The sequence below is a fragment of the Caldibacillus debilis DSM 16016 genome (assembly GCF_000383875.1).
Taxonomy (GTDB): domain Bacteria; phylum Bacillota; class Bacilli; order Bacillales; family Caldibacillaceae; genus Caldibacillus; species Caldibacillus debilis.
The window spans coordinates 1-18,003 of sequence record NZ_KB912882.1; the positions used below are offsets into that span (position 1 = coordinate 1).

10 protein-coding genes and 1 CRISPR repeat array are annotated in these 18,003 nt (G+C 51.2%); all 10 genes read left to right on the forward strand.

Annotated features, from left to right (window positions below; genetic code table 11):
* The first annotated feature begins 4 nt into the window (after positions 1-4).
* Positions 5-1,374: direct repeats of the CRISPR family, unit length 30 nt; unit sequence GTTTCTATCTTACCTTTAAGGGATTGAAAC.
* Positions 1,375-1,865: 491 nt separating this feature from the next.
* The 10 genes from A3EQ_RS0105700 (at position 1,866) to A3EQ_RS0105775 (ending at position 17,882) form a co-directional block, all read left to right on the forward strand.
* Complete coding sequence (locus tag A3EQ_RS0105700; RefSeq protein WP_020154223.1) at positions 1,866-2,822, forward strand: nucleoside hydrolase; 957 nt, start codon at positions 1,866-1,868, stop codon at positions 2,820-2,822.
* 105 nt (positions 2,823-2,927) lie between these two features.
* Entirely contained in the window at positions 2,928-3,866 is a 939-nt protein-coding gene (locus tag A3EQ_RS0105705) for a nucleoside hydrolase (RefSeq protein WP_026499774.1), read from the forward strand.
* Between the two features lie 522 nt (positions 3,867-4,388).
* Positions 4,389-6,353 carry a BglG family transcription antiterminator gene (locus A3EQ_RS20685; RefSeq protein ID WP_020154226.1) on the forward strand — a complete coding sequence of 655 codons (1,965 nt, stop codon included), beginning with the start codon at positions 4,389-4,391 and terminating at the stop codon, positions 6,351-6,353.
* A gap of 713 nt (positions 6,354-7,066) precedes the next feature.
* Positions 7,067-9,016, forward strand: a complete 1,950-nt coding sequence (locus tag A3EQ_RS0105730) for a PTS fructose transporter subunit IIABC (RefSeq protein WP_020154229.1) — start codon at positions 7,067-7,069, stop codon at positions 9,014-9,016.
* A gap of 358 nt (positions 9,017-9,374) precedes the next feature.
* Positions 9,375-10,343 (forward strand): LacI family DNA-binding transcriptional regulator, encoded by a 969-nt coding sequence (locus tag A3EQ_RS0105735; protein WP_026499776.1) that lies wholly within the window; start codon positions 9,375-9,377, stop codon positions 10,341-10,343.
* A gap of 39 nt (positions 10,344-10,382) precedes the next feature.
* Positions 10,383-11,255 carry a ribokinase gene (gene rbsK, locus A3EQ_RS0105740; protein ID WP_020154231.1) on the forward strand — a complete coding sequence of 291 codons (873 nt, stop codon included), beginning with the start codon at positions 10,383-10,385 and terminating at the stop codon, positions 11,253-11,255.
* Positions 11,256-11,883: 628 nt separating this feature from the next.
* Complete coding sequence (locus tag A3EQ_RS0105755) at positions 11,884-13,344, forward strand: amino acid permease (RefSeq protein WP_020154234.1); 1,461 nt, start codon at positions 11,884-11,886, stop codon at positions 13,342-13,344.
* Positions 13,345-13,630: 286 nt separating this feature from the next.
* A complete protein-coding gene (locus A3EQ_RS0105765; RefSeq protein ID WP_020154235.1) occupies positions 13,631-15,574 on the forward strand; it encodes an LTA synthase family protein in 1,944 nt (647 codons plus the stop codon).
* Positions 15,575-15,847: 273 nt separating this feature from the next.
* Positions 15,848-16,666 carry a helix-turn-helix domain-containing protein gene (locus tag A3EQ_RS20690; protein WP_020154236.1) on the forward strand — a complete coding sequence of 273 codons (819 nt, stop codon included), beginning with the start codon at positions 15,848-15,850 and terminating at the stop codon, positions 16,664-16,666.
* Positions 16,667-16,973: 307 nt separating this feature from the next.
* Positions 16,974-17,882 (forward strand): DUF899 family protein, encoded by a 909-nt coding sequence (locus A3EQ_RS0105775; protein ID WP_020154237.1) that lies wholly within the window; start codon positions 16,974-16,976, stop codon positions 17,880-17,882.
* Positions 17,883-18,003 lie beyond the last annotated feature (121 nt).

An 18,003-nucleotide genomic window follows, 5' to 3' on the forward strand; every position in this document is an offset into this window, starting at 1 on the left:
AATCGTTTCTATCTTACCTTTAAGGGATTGAAACAAATCGAATAGCACGGTTTTAATTTCTTCGAGGGTAAGTTTCTATCTTACCTTTAAGGGATTGAAACATATCTTTCATGATGTCAGCTGTCAGCTCTGCAATCGTTTCTATCTTACCTTTAAGGGATTGAAACTGCGCTTGACGATCCAGCTTGGGCGTTGGATCGTCTGGTTTCTATCTTACCTTTAAGGGATTGAAACTTTTGTTCGCACGATTTTTCATGCTAAAATCGTGCGCAGTTTCTATCTTACCTTTAAGGGATTGAAACGATTATTATCGCGCTTGTGGATTCGATAGCGAAAAGCGTTTCTATCTTACCTTTAAGGGATTGAAACTAATCGTCAACGGTCATGCGAATTTTCGGCATGCACAGTTTCTATCTTACCTTTAAGGGATTGAAACAACGAAATATCGATCTGTGTGTTTACCCTTGATGTGTTTCTATCTTACCTTTAAGGGATTGAAACTTCATGAATTCGACTTCTTCTTTCAATCGGCTTAGCTGTTTCTATCTTACCTTTAAGGGATTGAAACTTGATCACCAGAGTCCGCACGGGTTTCCCGTTGAAAAGTTTCTATCTTACCTTTAAGGGATTGAAACGCAACTGTTGAAAAGACTGTTGCAGAGCTGCCAGCGGGTTTCTATCTTACCTTTAAGGGATTGAAACTTATACTCATCTTTGCTATGAAATGCAACATTTTTTGTTTCTATCTTACCTTTAAGGGATTGAAACGATATTTTTTTGTATCATCTTTCTCAAAGTGTATGTAGTTTGTCTTACCTTTAAGGGATTGAAACTTTGAAACCGATTCAAATCCTCATCACGGATCATTGGTTTGTATCTTACCTTTAAGGGATTGAAACAACTCACGGAAAAACTCCGTGAATTCAATCCGGCAGAAGTTTGTATCTTACCTTTAAGGGATTGAAACTCTCACTAAAGTGTCGCCCATGGCTAACCATGGGCCGTCGTTTGTATCTTACCTTTAAGGGATTGAAACTCGGAAACATCTACGAATACCCCCATTTGTTGGAGGCGAAGTTTGTATCTTACCTTTAAGGGATTGAAACTTCAATCGGATCATCTTCAAAACGATAACCAAGTTTTCTGGTTTGTATCTTACCTTTAAGGGATTGAAACAACCACTTTGCCGCCGGTTTTCGGTTGGGTCGCGGCCGTTTGTATCTTACCTTTAAGGGATTGAAACCTTTCTGTGCCAATTCTTTCATCAAGAACGGCACGTTTGTATCTTACCTTTGAGGGATTGAAACAACATATATAAAATTGATTATACAAATGACAAAATTCGTTTGTATCTTACCTTTAAGGGATTGAAACAGTCCCGCTTCGATATAGAGCTTGGCCGTAACCAGAGCGTTTGTATCTTACCTTTTAAGGGATTGAAACCAGAAGGAAAGGGTTCCGTGACCTGGACGCTTTCTGTGCCGTTGAGGTTTTGGTTTAAGTTTGTATCTTACTTTTGATAGATAGAAAACAAGATTTCATTATCTATCTGTTCCTCTAATTTCAATCTTTTACCTATTAAAGATGTCGAAATCGTTTAACCGTTCGGCCGAAAATCTTTGATTGCGTTCGCCAGTCCTTTTCGGACATAAAACCGGCAATGAACGTTTATAAATAGAAACCTTTTTTAATTTTTGCTGGCAACAAATTGTTTTTTACTCCTTCATTTTTGTAAAATACACATGCTTTTTTATTTCCAATGATGGGAATCAGCAGATATGTATCTGACACCGTTTCCGCTTTTTCCATCCCAAACATAGCGAAAGAAAGCATTCCTTCATAACAAAGATTGGCAGGTGCGGTATTTGGCGCGGAAAAAGAAAGTGATCGTGGATGTGGATACGGGGATTGACGATGCGTTAAGCATCCTCTACTTGTTGAAACAGGATGTGGAGTTGCTGGGGATCACGGCGGTTTTCGGGAATGTTTCCGCGGAACGGGCGGCGGCAAACACGTTAAAAATCTTGGAGCTGGCCGGTGCGCCGGAGGATATTCCCGTTTTCCAAGGGGCGGAACAACCGCTGTTTCGCCCGTGGCAAGGCCCGGCCGTCCGATTCCATGGGGAAAACGGCCTTGCCAATGTGGAGCTTCCGGAATCCGCCCGATCCGTCCAGCCGGGCCACGCCGCGGATTTTATCGTCCAAAAGGCGGAGGAATATCCGGAGGAATTGACGCTCCTCTTCCTCGGCCCGCTGACCAATTTGGCGCTGGCGCTGGCCAAGGACGTCCGGCTTCCGGAAAAGGTAAAAGAAGTGGTCATCATGGGCGGCGCGATCCGCGTCCCCGGCAATGCGACCCCGGTTTCGGAAGGGAATATCGCCGGCGATCCGGAGGCCGCCCATATGGTTTTTTCCGCCGGATTTCCGCTGACGATGGTCGGGCTGGATGTGACGATGAAGGCCATTTTTACGGAAAGGCATCTGAAACTTCTTGAAGAAAAATACCGGAAAGATGCGGGCGGCCAAAAAATTGTCCGGGTCGTGAAAGAACTGCTCGAATTCCGTTTTGGCGCCTATGCAGGGTACTGGGAAGAACGGGGCTGCCCCCTCCACGATCCCTTGGCCGTTGCCGTCGCCTTGGATCCTTCCCTGGCGGAAAAAGTGCCGATGCAAGTCCAAATCGAAACGAAGGGAACCCTTTCCTTGGGAGCGACGGTCGCGGATTTCCGTATCGGGAGGGGCGCCGAACCGAATGTCCTCGTTTGCGTAAAAGCGGACTACGAAAGGTTTTTCAACCGTTTCATCGATGCCTTGGCAAAATAGGGAGGAAACGGAACGATCCCTGCGCAGAAAGTGTCATGCGGAGGGGACGTCCCGCTTCAATGGGACCCCTTTAAACCGGAACAAAAACATTTGCGGGTGAACCGAATGAAAAAAGTCATCCTGGATGTGGATACCGGCATTGACGACGCCCTGGCGCTCGTCTATGCCCTGCGTTCGCCGGAGCTGGAAGTGCTCGGGATCACCACCTGCTTCGGCAATCATACCGTGGAACAGACGACGAAAAACACGTTGAAGGTGTTGGAGCTTTTGAACAGGACGGATATCCCCGTCGCCAAGGGGGCGCGGGAGCCGGTTTTCCGGCGGAACGACAAAGATCCGTCCTCTTTCCATGGATCGGACGGCCTTGCCTGCGCACCCCTTCCCGAACCGAAGGCCGAACCGGCGGACGAACATGCGGCCGATTTCATCGTCCGGACGGTCCGCGCCTATCCCCATGAAGTGACCCTGATCCCCGTCGGCCCGTTGACGAATCTTGCCCTGGCCGTCATGAAAGATCCCTCCATCGCCCGCCTCGTGAAAAATGTCACGCTGATGGGCGGCGCCGTTTTCCATCCGGGGAATTACACGCCGGTCGCGGAAGCGAACATTTACGCAGATCCGGAGGCCGCCGAGCTGGTCTTTCGCTCCGGGATGCCGGTCACCATGGTCGGCCTCGACGTGACGATGAAAACCCTTCTTCCGCGGAGCGTTTTGGAAGAATGGCGGAAAATCGGCACGCCATTGGGCAGATTTTTAACTCATATTACGGAATTTTACATGGACGCTTATTTAAAGTTTTATCCGTCCATCGGCGGCTGCGCCCTCCACGACCCTTTGGCCGTCGGCGCGGTCATCGATCCGTCCTTTGTCAAAACGGAACGGCTGTACGTGCAGGTGGACACGGAGGGGGAGATCTCGAAGGGAAGGACCGTCGCCGACTTGCGGCCGGGCCATCCGGAACCGAACGTGGATGTGTGCACGGAAGTGGACGCCGAACGTTTCCTTCGGCATTTTCTCGACCGAATGAACCGTCCCGGATCATGAAGGGACGGTTTTTTCTTCCCGTTTCCGAATAGGGGTTGCGTCCAAATCTTTGTAAAAATTTTGCCTCCCGCTTCGCGGGCACGGGTCTTGGCAATAGGACCCTTTCCCGTCCGCTTCTTTTTACACGGTTTCTTGGACTTCATCCAAATAGGGCGGCGGAAACCAATACCGTCCGGGTTAGCCCGTTTAATCCTTACAACCTGTTTCAGGCAAAATCCCAGCTAGTTTCTGTCGCCGCCGTCATATAAGCCGTCCTAAATACCGGTCACGTCCGCCCGTCCTTCCTTTGAATGCTCCGCATGGTCCGCAGCCGGCCGCAAGACGCCTCCCTTTGAAATTCCTCCGAAATACCGTTGCGGGCGTCAATGAGCGAATACGCCGCCGGTTTCTTCTCCATTAAATTCCGGATGAAATGCCGGAGCTTTTTCATGACGGATAGAAGGAAATGTTTTATCATATCCTGGGAGATGATTTTTTCCTTCTTGCCCGGATCTTTTCGCATCAGGAAGGCAGGTGGCTGGGATGAACGAGCGGCAGAAGGAAATGTTAAAAATATTGTTGACCGGAAAAAAGGAAATTTTTCGCGTCGAAGAATTGGCGAAGCAGCTCGGCTGTTCGGAAAAAACCGTGAGGAATGATCTGGACCAGATCGAAAATTTCCTCCGGAGGACCAGCGGGGCAAAACTCATCCGCAAACCCGGGGTTGGCATATCTTTGGCGATCGGGGAAGGGGAAAAGGCCGGGCTTTTCCGGGAGCTTTTTTCCACACGCTCGCTGAGCGGCGAAGAACGGCTGTTTGAGATCGCTTTCCAGCTGCTGACCAGCCGGGATCCGATCCCGCTTTCCCGATTTGCGGACAAGTATTTTGTTTCGAAAAATATCATAAACAAAGATATGAAATCTCTCGCCGGCTGGCTGGAACGGTTCCGTTTGCGGCTCGTTTCCAAACCGAAACTGGGAAATAGGGTCGTAGGGTCGGAGCTGGACAAAAGGATGGCCCTGGCCCACTTGAATGAACTGTTCCCGGAAGCCGCCTGCCATAAAAGCTATGTCCTTGATCTGTTTTTGCCCCATGAAGTCACGACGGTAAAAAACGCCTTGGATGATATGCAGCGGAGATTCTCCGTTTCTTTTACGGACGATGCCTTGGAAAGTTTGCAGATCCACGCCTTGATCATGGTCAAAAGAATCCGGCAACAGTCGCCTGTGGCCGTTCCCGAAAAGGAAAGGGAAACCGCCGTCCGGCAAAGGGAATATCATTGTTCGGAATGGTTTTGCCGGCGGCTTGCGAACGATCTCCGGTTGGCTTTTCCGGAAGAGGAAAAGATCTATTTTACTTGGCTTCTTGTCGGCAGCCGGAAAAAATGGGACGAGGGGACCCGGGACAAATTCCGATGGGACGAGGAAACGGCCGGCATCGTCCGGCGGCTGATCGAAAAAATGACCCGGTTGACCTTCCTTCCTTTTGCCGATGACGAGGCTTTGTTTCATGGTCTCGCCGTCCATATGCACGCCGTCCGGTTCCGGATGAAATACGGGCTGCCGATTACCAATCCCCTCTTGGAAAATATCAAAAAGATGTATCCCTATATGTTCAGCATGGTCATTCTGGCCATGGAAGGCATCGACGAAATCGCGAATATGCCGGAGGATGAGGCGGGGTACATCGTCTTGCATTTTCAAGCTTCCGCCGAGCGCCTGGAAAACAAAAGAGAGAAGGTAAAAGCATGCATCGTCTGCCACATGGGGATCGGGATGTCCCGGCTCTTGGAAACGAAAATCACCCGTCAGTTTCCGGATATCGAGATTTTGGGCTGCTTGGGAAAAGCGGAACTTCCGGATTTCTTAAAGAACCACGCCATCGATTTGATCCTTTCCACCGTTCCCGTTGAAAAAACCGAGATTCCCTGCATCGTCATTTCGCCCCTGTTTGAAACGAGGGACGGGGAAAAGCTGAAACGGCTTCTGGCCGGGTGGGACAAGGGAAAATCCTTTGTCGCCGGGAAACCCGTGCTCGCCAATTTCATCCGTGAAGATACCGTCTTTTTCGGATGGCAAAAAGAACACCGCTATGAAGTGGTGGAAATGCTGTGCATGGAACTGTACAGAAAAGGCTATGTCGAAAAAGGGTTCATCGCCAGCGCCATGCAAAGGGAGCGAAAATCGGCGACGGCCATAGGCGGAGGCCTCGCGATTCCCCACGGCGACCCTTCGATGGTTTTGCGTTCCGCGGTTGCTTTGGCGGTATTGTGGGAGCCAATGGAGTGGGGAAATGAGAAGGTATCCCTCGTCTTCCTGCTCGCCATCGGCAGCCGGGAAAAGGACGAAGCCCGCGGCGTCATGAAGGAAATCGCGTTGATCAGCGAAACCCCGGATGCCGTCAAATCCTTCATGGAGGCGAGGAATTATCAAGATCTTCTGCGCGTGCTGAAGGACTTGGGGGAAGAAAAAGCCTTTGCAAGTCCTCTCGGTACGGTGCCGCAATAAGGGGACGCTTTTTCTTCTATTGAAAGGAAAGTTCTTGCAAAGATTCGCTGGCTGCTGCGATTTCTGCCGGGTGCTTTTTCTTCTATTGAAAGGAAAGTGCTGAACATATCATCAATCATCCGGTAGTGCATTGGCGCTTTCCCTTCTGAAAGAAAAAGGCGTCAAAGCCATGGGATCCTGCGGCGATACCATGTTCGGACGTTCCCGGACGGGCGGGAACGCCCTTATTTTTTAGGCCGAACGCTTCCCCCGCACAAACCAAACGCAAGGATCCGCAAAGGGTAGCTTTTTCCTCCTCAGCCGGCGCGTAACGGCCTTTTCCCGGAAATCCGTACCGGGCCCGCCGCCCTTGCCGCCATCGTTTTTTTTGTGGGATGTCCGGACGGGCGGAGGCAACAGGACTTGTTTTTCCGCCAATAAACATTTCTTCCCGCAAATGTCCGAACGGGAGAAGGCAATACGGCTTGTTTTTTCCGCCGAACAACCTTTTTTCCCGCGGAACATCCGAACAGGGGGACGAAAATACGGACTTTTTTCCGTCAATAAATGTTTCTCCGGGGGCGGCAACACGGTCTGTCCTTTCCGTAAATAAACGTTTCTTACCGCAAGTTCCGGTAAAAATTAAAAATATTTTTCGGACAAACCGGCATTATGATAAAGAGGAAAGAAAATCATGCATCAGAGAAAACGCTTCAGGGAGGAACAAGAAAACGATGGGAAAGGCAAAAATACTTGCGGTTACGGCGTGTCCGGTCGGCATCGCGCACACGTATATGGCGGCAGAAAACCTGCAAAAGGCCGGTGAAGCGCTGGGCGTAGACATCAAAGTCGAAACCCAAGGTTCCATCGGTGTTGAAAACCCCTTGACGGAAAAGGATATCGCCGAAGCCGACGGAATCATCATCGCCGCGGACAAGGAAGTCCCGAAGGAACGTTTTGCCGGGAAACGGGTGCTGATCACGGGCGTCCAGGACGGGATCAAACGCCCGGAAGAATTGATCAAACAGGTACTGGAAGGGGACGTCCCCATCTATCGGCCCCAAACCGCCGCGGCGGATGCGGACCAAAAAAGCGTCCGGAAAGAAAATCCGGTGTATCGGCATTTGATGAGCGGCGTTTCCTACATGGTTCCCTTCATTGTTGTCGGCGGGCTGCTGATCGCCCTGTCCTTGTCCCTCGGCGGGGAACAAACGCCGAAGGGGATCGTCATTCCGGATGATTCCTTCTGGAAACACATCGAAAGATTGGGTGCCGCTTCCTTTATGTTCATGGTCCCGATCTTGGCGGGCTTTATCGCCGTAAGCATCGCGGACCGGCCGGGTCTCGTTCCCGGCATGATCGGCGGCTACATCGCGGCAAACGGCAGCTTCTACGGAAGCGAAGCCGGAGCCGGGTTCATCGGCGGGATCATCGCCGGATTTCTCGCCGGTTACGTGGCCCTTGCGATCAAGCGGATCAAAGTGCCGAAGGCCGTCCAGCCTGTCATGCCGATTATCTTCATCCCGATCATTTCTTCGCTGATCGTCGGGCTCTTGCTGATTTTTGTCATCGGCGCTCCGGTCGCGAAGCTGTTTGAATCCCTGACGGACTGGCTGGCAACGATGGAAGGCGGAAGCTCCATCGTCTTGGCCATGATCCTTGGCGCGATGATCGCCTTTGATATGGGCGGTCCCCTCAATAAAGTCGCCTTCCTGTTCGGCGCGGCCATGATCGGGGAAGGAAACTACAGCATCATGGGTCCGATTGCCGTCGCCATCTGCATTCCGCCCATCGGCATGGGATTGGCTACCTTCATCAACAAACGAAAATACAGCCAGGAAGAAAGGGAAGCCGGAAAAGCGGCCTTCACCATGGGATTGTTCGGCATTACGGAAGGCGCCATCCCCTTTGCAGCGCGGGATCCGCTGCGGGTCATTCCGGGCATCATCGTCGGCTCCATGGCCGGTTCGGTGATTGCCATGATCGGGAACGTGGGAGACCGGGTCGCCCACGGCGGTCCCATCGTGGCCGTCCTCGGCGCGGTGGACAATGTTTTCATGTTTTTTGTGGCGGCCATCATCGGTTCCTTCGTTACGGCATTCATGGTTAATCTTTTGAAAAAGGACGTGGAGGACGGGAACGGAAAGGCTGCAAAAAGGGAAAAAAAGGAGAAATCCGTCGCCGATGAAGCCCAAAAACCTTCGGATTCCGCTGAAACCCCGGAAAACTTTAAACTGGCCGATCTGACGAATATGAATTTGATCGAACCGGATTTGAAGGGCTCAACCCGGGACGAGATCATCGACGAAATGATCGAAATGCTGGACAAGGAAGGAATTCTATCTTCCAAGGAAGAGTTTAAAAAGGCGATCTTCAACCGGGAAAAGGAAGGCTCCACGGGCTTGGGCATGTCCATCGCCATCCCCCACGGCAAATCGGCCGGGGTAAAACGCCCCGCGGTCGCCTTCGGGCTGAAACGGGATGGCGTGAATTGGAACAGCATCGACGGAAACGACGCAAAACTGATTTTTATGTTGGCCGTTCCCGAACGGGCCGCCGGAAACGCCCACTTAAAAATTCTTCAAATGTTGTCGCGGAAATTAATGGATGAAACCTTCCGGTCCCGGTTGTTGAATGTCCAATCGAAAGAGGAAGCCTACCGGCTTTTGGGAGAAATCCAATAAACAGTACGGGGCCGGTTTCATCCCGGCAATAAGGCCATAGAAGTTGCGGAAAAAGCGGATGCAAATAGGTGCTTATTCCGAGTCCGCAGCGCAGGAGAACGGTTTTGCCGGAAACCTGCGGGCTTGAACCGGCTGCGGGGGAAGGGGCATGATGCCCCCTCTTTTTTATGGCCGGAAAAATTCCCTCCATTTTCCCGCAAATTCCGTTGACATGAAAGCACTTACATTTTATAATGAAGGAAAAGATCGCGAATCTTTGAAACTTCTTTGTGGAAAAGAAGTTATATATTTTTTGAAATGTGTAACCGGTTACCTATCGGAAAAATCCCAAATCTTGATGAAACGGCTGGTAGGAAAGATGGCAACGATCCGTGATGTGGCAAAGCTGGCGGGCGTATCGGTCGCCACCGTATCCCGGGTGCTGAACAACCGGGGATACGTGCACCAGGACACCCGGAAAAAAGTCGAAGAGGCCATTCTGAGCCTCGACTACAAACCGAACGCGGTGGCGCGGAGCCTGTTCAAAAAAACTTCAAAATCGGTCGGTTTTATCATTCCGGACATTACGAACCCCTTTTTTCCCCAACTGGTCCGCTCCGTGGAAATGGTCATGAAAAGGGCCGGGTATACGATCCTATTGTTCAACAGCGATGAAATCCTTGAAAACGAGCTGAAGAGCATCGACTTGATGGTCTCCAAATACGTGGACGGGTTTTTGGTCGTATCGAACACTTTGAAAAAGGAGCACATCAGCGAGCTCCCGCTTCCGGTCGTTTGCCTGGACCGGGTGATCGGCGAGGAAATACCTTCCGTCTCCGTCGACAACTACGCCGGCGCACGCAAGGCCGTCCGGCATTTGCTCGAACGGGGGTGCAGAAACATCGCCCATATCCAGGGCCCGGCGAAGGTCTGCACCGCGGAAGAGAGGTTGCGGGGATACAGGGACGAAATCCGGGCAAACGGTTTGAAACCGTATATCGTTCCCGGAAACTACGATCTGAACACGGCGATGGAGAATGCGCTGGAATTGTTCGAAAAACACCCGGAAATCGACGGGGTTTTCGCCGGAAACGACGTGATGGCGGTCGGCGCCATGAAGGCCGCTTCCAAATTGGGCATTCCGATCCCGGGCCGGCTGAAAATCATCGGGTTTGACGGCATCGAATGGGGAACGGCCGTGACCCCCGAATTGACGACCATGGAGCAGCCGATCAGCGAACTGGGGAAAAAGGCGGGGGAACTGCTACTCGAGCTGATCAACGGCGGAAAATTGCGGACCAGCCATTACGTTTTTGAGGCGAAGCTGATCGTCAGGGAATCGACGTAAGCAAAAATTTCAAATTCGCGAGGAGAGCGGAGGTAGACCATGATCACCGTTGTCGGAAGTTTGAATATCGATCTGATTTCCACCGTCGACCGTTTTCCGAAACCCGGAGAAACGCTCATCGGCAGCGAATTCCGAACCAGCTTCGGGGGAAAGGGGGCCAACCAGGCCGTCGCCGCCGCCAGGCTGGGCGGAACCGTGCAGATGATCGGCTGCGTCGGGGACGATCCTTTCGGGCATGAATATTTGACCTATTTGAAAAAGGAAGGCATTCTTGTCGACCATGTGAAACCGGTTACACACGTTTCCACCGGCACCGCCCTCATCGTTCTCGCCCAAGGGGAAAATTCCATCATCGTCGTTCCGGGGGCCAATTTCCAATTGGCTCCGGAAGATATCGACCGGATGAAAGACGCACTGGAAAAAAGCGACATCATCCTCATGCAGCTGGAGACCCGGCTTGACACCGTCGAACGGGTCCTCTTCTGGGCGGAACGGTTCGGGATCCGGACGATTTTAAATCCCGCTCCGTTCCAGCCGATCCCGGACGGCTGGTGGGAGATGATCACCTACCTTACCCCGAATGAACATGAGGCGGAAGCGCTGATGAAAAGCGCAACCTTCAAAGAAGAATTCCTGGAAAAGCTCATTATCACCCTCGGAAAAAAGGGAGCCGTCTATCATGAAAAGGGGAGGAAGATCGAAATCCCGGCTCCGCAAGTGGATGCGGCGGATACGACCGGCGCCGGGGATACGTTCAACGGGGCGCTGGCCCATTTCCTGAGCGAAGGCCTTTCCTTGGGAGAAGCCTGCCGGTATGCGGTCCATGCCGCCAGCCTTTCCGTAACCAAGCCAGGCGCTCAAGGGGGAATGCCGACAAGGGCGCAGCTGGAAAGTTTTATGAACGGACGGTGACGTCCGCAAACCGGAAAATGAGGGCCGGCCAACCGGAGCCACAAAAGATGCGGGGAGGATAAGAGCATTGAAAAAATATCGAATTGGTGGGACCAGTTGGCGAGATCCGCATCCTTCCCCGACTCCGATGAACCGGCCCGGCCGTCGATTCCCGCGATCTTGGCCGCCTCGTCGGTGATGCTTCGCAGGGCGGCGGTTTCATCCAATCCGCGCTTTACGGTCATGCCATGAAAGGTTCCGCCAGTCCCGAAAAAAGGGTAATCGCGGAATTGCCAGACCGGCTTGTCCTTTCCCTTTATCCCTTTCCTGGGTCATCGCCGGCGGCCCGGTCAAAAAGTTCTTCACAATTTGTTCATCTTTTTTTCACATCCTGTTCCTTTATCTGAACCCCGCATTCCGTCAAAATGGAATGGGAGATTTCGTTCTGTCGAACGTCAAAAATTCGACATGTTTTTTACCGTTCGGCGAATGGCGGGGAGCCGGAAACGCCCCGCCATTCCGATTCATTTTCAATCCTGCATCCATCGGGGACGGGTTGTAAAACAACGGGAAAGCGAAGGGAGGAACGACCGATTCGTTAACACCTTTTCACATGGACAGCACGGATGGAATGCTGGGAGGACAGAAGATGGAAAACAAAAAATGGGGACTTTCCGTTTTGACGGCCATCGTGGTCGGGAACATGATCGGCGGCGGCATTTTTATGCTGCCCGCTTCCTTATCCCATGTCGCCAGCCCGATGGGGACCACCTTCGCTTGGATGCTGACGGGATTCGGGGTGTTCATGATCGCCCTCGTTTTCGGGAACCTGGCATTAAGGAAGCCGGAACTGAAAGCGGGGCCGCAAAGCTACGCCCAGGCCCTTTTTTCTTCCCCGAAGGCGGGAACCGTCGCCGGCTACAGCATGACCTGGGGATATTGGGCGGCGAACTGGAGCGCGAACGCATCCATTATCATTTCCTTCGCCGGATACCTTTCCACATTTTTTCCCGTCTTGCAAAGCCGTGAGGTGCTGTTTGCGGTCGGGAATTTTCAGCTGGAGACCGGGCGGGCGCTGACCTTTGCCATCTGCACGGCGGTTTTATGGGCCATCCATTGGATCTTGTGCCGGGACTTCAGCAGCGGCGGAAAAATCAGCGTCCTGGCGACGACGGCAAAGGTGGCCGGCTTTCTATTATTTATTTTGCTGCTCGGGGGAAGTTTGGAACTGGCCTTCGCCAAGGATGATTTTTCTTTCGTCCGGCCCGGCGGAGAGACGGTGCCCCTGTTGAAACAGATGAACGCCGCGGCCGTATTGATGCTCTGGGGATTTATCGGCATCGAATCGGCGGTGATGCTTTCCAATCGGGCCAGATCGCAGAAGGATGTGAAACGGGCGACCCTTCTCGGGCTGATGATAACCGTCTTCATCTATATTTTTATTACATTGCTGACGATGAAAGCTGTTCCCCTCGCCCAGCTGCAGGAATCGCAAAAACCTTTGGTCGACGCTTTGAACCGGGCGATCGGCGGCGGGGGTGGGATGATCTTGGCCCTCTTGGCCTTGATTTCGTTAACCGGCTCCATCATCGGCTGGATTGTCGTGAGCGCCGAAGTGCCTTATCAGGCGGCAAAAAACGGCTTGTTCCCGTCCTTTTTCGCAAGGACGAACGCCAAGGGAAGCCCGGGCCGTTCGATGTTTTGGACCAATTTGTTGACGCAGGTCTTTCTGTTTTCCACGGTGTCGGGAACCGTCGGCCAAGCCTATAATTTCGCCGCAATCGTCGCCACTCTTTCCTATTTGGTGCCATATTTCGTCACCGTCTTATACCAGCTGAAGCTGGTCGTGACCGGCGAAACCTATCAAAGCCGCTGGATAAGCCGGACGAAGGACGGGATCATCACCTTTTTCGCCCTCCTGTATTCGCTTTGGGTGATCAAGTCGGGAACGGACGACTGGCTGACGTTCGTTCTGGGGATCGGCCTGTTCGCTTCCGGGCTCATCCTGTATCCCATCCTGATGAAAAATCGGGGAGAAGAAGCGGATAAACCGGAAGGGGAAGGGATGCTGCCGGCCAAAAACGCGTTGCCTTTTCAGCAAATCAAATAGAAATCAAGAATCCGGGAAAGCGGAAATTCCCGGATTTTTTTTTGCGCGAATGCGCGCCGGCATCCGGGATGACGGAAGGGAAAGGCCGGAAAAAGGAGTCCTTTTTCCCATTTTTTTGAAGAATTTTTTCCCTTGACAAAAATATAAAAAGTAGTATAGTAAAGTATCTGATCAGTTCTTTTCTTTTTCGGTCCATCGTTTCTTTGGAACGAAGGGTGTCCTTTGTTCCCGAAACCTTCGGCCGAAAAGCGCTGACCCTTTCTAGATTGAAAGCGAGTGATCGTTGATGATAGGAAAAGCAAAACGGAATCTTTCCACAGCGACAGGTTTTTTCCTTTTGGCCGTCGTTCTCCTTTGGTTAAAAACCTACGTGATCCAGCAGACCCAGTTTGAGCTGGGGACGGAAAAAGCCATCCAGAAATTTTTGCTGTTTTTGAATCCGCTGGGATCGTCCCTATTGTTTTTGTCATTCGCTTTATTTTTGAGCGGACGGAAAAAGTACGCCGGGATCCTTTTCATCGACCTGGTCCTTTCCGTTCTTTTGTACGCCAACGTGGTTTACTACCGCTTCTTCAGCGATTTCATTACCTTTCCGACGATGTTCCAAACCCAGAATTTCGGGGACTTGGGCACCAGCGTTCTATCCTTGATGTATCCGTCGGACATTTTGTTCTTCAGCGACTTCATCCTGCTTGCTGCCGTTTTTGCTTCCCGCTATAAAAAACTGGACGCTTCCAGGATCGCCCGCAGGAAAGTCGCCGCATTGCTCATCTTTGCCCTGGGCGTCATCAGTTTCAATATCGGTCTCGCGGAAGCCGACCGGCCGCAGCTTTTGACGAGGGGCTTTGACCGGCACTACATCGTCAAATATTTGGGGATGTACAATTACGTTCTCTATGACGCGGTGCAAAGCACCCGTTCCACGGCGGAAAAGGCCTTGGCCGATTCCAGCGACGTGACGGAAGTGCTCAACTTTACGCGATCCCATTACGCGAAGCCGAATCCGGAATATTTCGGCGTCGCCAAAGGGATGAACGTGATTTACTTCCATTTGGAATCGATCCAGCAATTTTTGATCAATTACCGATTGAACGGGGAAGAAGTGACCCCGTTCCTGAACTCCCTGATCCGGGATAAAAATACGATCTACTTCGATAATTTCTACCATCAAACCGCGCAAGGGAAAACCGCTGATGCGGAATTCATGATCGAAAATTCCCTGTTCGGCCTGCCGCAAGGGGCGGCCTTTACGACGAAAGGGTTGAATACCTACCATGCCGCCCCGGCGATATTGAGCCAGCTGGGAGGATATACGACGGCCGTGTTCCACGGCAATAACGGGACTTTCTGGAACCGCGACGAAATTTATAAATCCTTCGGCTACGAAAAGTTTTTCGACGCGGATTATTACCAAATGGATCCCGAAAACACCGCGGAATACGGGTTGATGGATAAACCGTTTTTCGCCCAGTCGATCCCGTATCTCGAGTCGCTGCCGGAACCGTTTTATGTGAAGTTCATTACCGTTTCCAACCATTATCCTTACCTGATCGATGAAAAAGACGCGACGATCCCGCCGCACCATACGGGGGATAAATCCGTCGACCGTTATTTCCAAACGGCAAGATACGCGGACGAGGCCTTGAAGGAATTCTTCGACTATCTGAAGGAATCCGGCCTCTATGACCGTTCGGTGATCATCATGTACGGCGATCACTACGGCATTTCCGAAAACCATAAAGAGGCGATGGAAAAGGTTCTCGGGAAGGAGATCGACGCCCTCGAAAACGCCAAATTGCAAAGGGTGCCGCTGATCATCCGCATCCCCGGGGTCAAGGGAGGCGTCAACCATACGTACGGCGGACAGATCGACTTGCTGCCGACCCTCCTGCACCTTCTCGGCATCGATTCGAAGGATTACATCCATTTTGGAACGGACCTGCTGTCGAAAGACCATGATCAAGTCGTTCCGTTCCGGAACGGGGATTTTGTCAGCCCGACGATCAGCTACATCCACGGAAAATTTTACGATACCCAAACGGGACTGGAACTGCCCGAAGATCGGATGGACGAAGCGAAGGAATACCTGAAACTGGTGGAAAAGAAACTTTCCCTTTCCGACAAGGTGGTCAATGGCGACCTGCTCCGCTTCTACACGCCGAAAAACTTCAAGCCCGTGGACCGGTCGAAATACGATTACAATCGCCATGAAGAAACCGTGAATCATTGAGGACCTGAAAACCTGCCTTTCCGGCAGGTTTTTTTATTTGCTGCGCCCGGCATGGGCACAAACGTTGAGCGCACCGGCCGCTGCGCGTTGTGAGCGCCCGGCGCGCCAAAAATAGGGGCGATACGCCGGCGCGAAAAATTCCGGACGGGGACCGGCGGGCGTCAGGCCCCCCTCAGGAGACGGAAAATTTATGCCTAAAGCAATGAATATGAAAGGATTTTCGTCAATGGCCTAGAAATTTAAAAGAAAAATCTCCTTCGGAAGGTGACCCGGATGGAAAAGAAAGCGATCATTATCAAGGCCATTGAATATATGAAAGACCATTTGGATGAAGAAATTACCACGGAAGAATTATCGAAATATGTGGGGTACAGCCCCTACCATTTTGTCCGGATTTTTAAGGAAGTCACCGGCGTGTCTCCCCGCCATTATTTGTCGGCGCTGCGGATTGAAGCGGGCAAAAAAATTTTGGCCGATTCATCCTCATCCATATTGAAGGCGTCGTTATCCGTCGGGTATCGGAGCATGGGAACCTTCAGTTCCCTTTTCAAACAATATGTCGGTCTGCCGCCGAAACAATATCAAAACAGCATCCAAGATTTGTACGGGTTTTTGAATGCCTACGATTTTCAAGAAACGGACCGGGCGTTTCAACCACCCCATCCTTCCGTCGTCTGCCATCTTGAACCGCCGGAAAAGTTTAAAGGGATCATTTTTGTAGGTTTATTTCCGAGGCCGATTCCGGACGAGCGCCCCGTTGCCGGCACGGCGCTAAAGCCCGGTGAAACGACATGTGCCTTTTATCATGTGCCGGACGGCACGTATTATGCTTTGGCCGCAGCGATCTCCTGGAGCCTGAATCCAAAAGACTATTTTTTGTTAAACCGTGCCCTTCGCGGGAAAGCCGAACGACCCGTGGCCGTGAAACAGGGGTCCCAATCCGTCGTAAGGATCAAGCTGCGCGAGCCGCTGCCCTATGATCCCCCGATATTGATCAATCTGCCCAGATTGTTGTTTGAAAAAGTAAAGGGGGCAAACAAGAAGAAAAATGATTCCGATTTTTTTGATAAAGTAAAGGAAAACAATACGTAGGAGGTGGGCAGCGGCACAGGTCTGAATTTGCCGGTTCGGAAAGTCTTCAGGCACCGCGGCCGATTGCTTGACGGGTGTTTTGCAAGAAAGACATTCCAAAATTTCTGCCATCCGATGATGTCCGGGAAAGAGGCGTGAATTCGTATCATCCTTCCAAGCCTGTCGTCCTGCCGGCCATTCCGTCATGTCAAAAAAGCGGGTTGGGATCGAGAAATACCCTGTCCTGCTTTTCCATAGTTTTCATATTTTCTGTGAAACGGATCCAGCAGGATTTTCGAAGCGGACCAGCAGAAAGGAGGAACCGTCCGTGGATCGCGAGGCAATCCTCTCCGAAATCCAACGTTTGGAAAAAGAAATTGCCGAAAAGAAAGAACGGCTGGCTGCATTAAGAAAATCTTTTCCGGCCAGAAAAGTAAAAAACTATCAATTTTTCAATTCGGATCATCGGCGCGTTACCCTTTCGGATCTGTTTGGCAATCATCATGAACTCATTGTCGTGCACAATATGGGCAAATCTTGTTCCCATTGTACCATGTGGGCGGACGGATTTAACGGCGTTTATCATCATATCATTGAGAAATGCGCCTTTGTGGTGGCAACGCCCGATCCCCCGGAGGTGCAAAATGCTTTTGCGGCTGAACGGAGATGGCAATTTCCCATGATCTCAACAAGGGGCACGACCTTCAAAGAAGATTTCGGTTTTGCAAAAGATGGAACCTATTATCCGGGTGTCTCCACCTTTCAAAAAGATGCGGATGGAAATATTTTTCATATCGCCGACGCCCCTTTCGGGCCCGGGGATGATTATTGTGTCGTATGGCACCTGTTTGACCTGCTTCCGTCCGGTTCGCAACATTTTCATCCAAAACGAAAAATCAATAAAACCTCTCACCTCGATCTGACGAATAATATTGCGATTCAAGTCAGAAATTACGCAGAAGCCGTGCATTTTTATAAAAACACGATTGGCATGACCGTTATGGATGAAACGTCCGGAAGCGAAACGAAGTTTTCCTTCGGAGGCCAGAACTTCTATGTCGAAAACAATGAAAAAGAGTATGGAAATGTCTGCTTCGAATTGGCGGTCGAAGATTTTCAAAGGGCAATAGAAGCGCTCTTAAAAAATGGCTGCCGGATCGCAAAGACGTTCGGCGAAAAAAGCGTCCTGATCGACGATCCTTACGGGATGAAATTCCATTTGTTTGAAAGCGTATGAGAAATAACCGTTCAGGAATCGAAGAATATTTTGGGAATTTATCGGAAACATCTGGGCGATATGCTTGAAAAATGAAATCCAATGAATTGCTGAAAGCCGTTTATTTCCGATTGAAGATCTG

Excerpts from the sequence above, each read along its gene's own strand:
- A3EQ_RS0105735 (WP_026499776.1), top strand. The coding sequence starts at position 9,375 with ATGGCAACGATCCGTGATGTGGCAAAGCTGGCGGGCGTATCGGTCGCC.
- rbsK (WP_020154231.1), top strand. The coding sequence starts at position 10,383 with ATGATCACCGTTGTCGGAAGTTTGAATATCGATCTGATTTCCACCGTC.
- A3EQ_RS20685 (WP_020154226.1), top strand. The coding sequence starts at position 4,389 with ATGAACGAGCGGCAGAAGGAAATGTTAAAAATATTGTTGACCGGAAAA.
- A3EQ_RS0105755 (WP_020154234.1), top strand. The coding sequence starts at position 11,884 with ATGGAAAACAAAAAATGGGGACTTTCCGTTTTGACGGCCATCGTGGTC.
- A3EQ_RS20690 (WP_020154236.1), top strand. The coding sequence starts at position 15,848 with ATGGAAAAGAAAGCGATCATTATCAAGGCCATTGAATATATGAAAGAC.
- A3EQ_RS0105730 (WP_020154229.1), top strand. The coding sequence starts at position 7,067 with ATGGGAAAGGCAAAAATACTTGCGGTTACGGCGTGTCCGGTCGGCATC.
- A3EQ_RS0105705 (WP_026499774.1), top strand. The coding sequence starts at position 2,928 with ATGAAAAAAGTCATCCTGGATGTGGATACCGGCATTGACGACGCCCTG.
- A3EQ_RS0105765 (WP_020154235.1), top strand. The coding sequence starts at position 13,631 with ATGATAGGAAAAGCAAAACGGAATCTTTCCACAGCGACAGGTTTTTTC.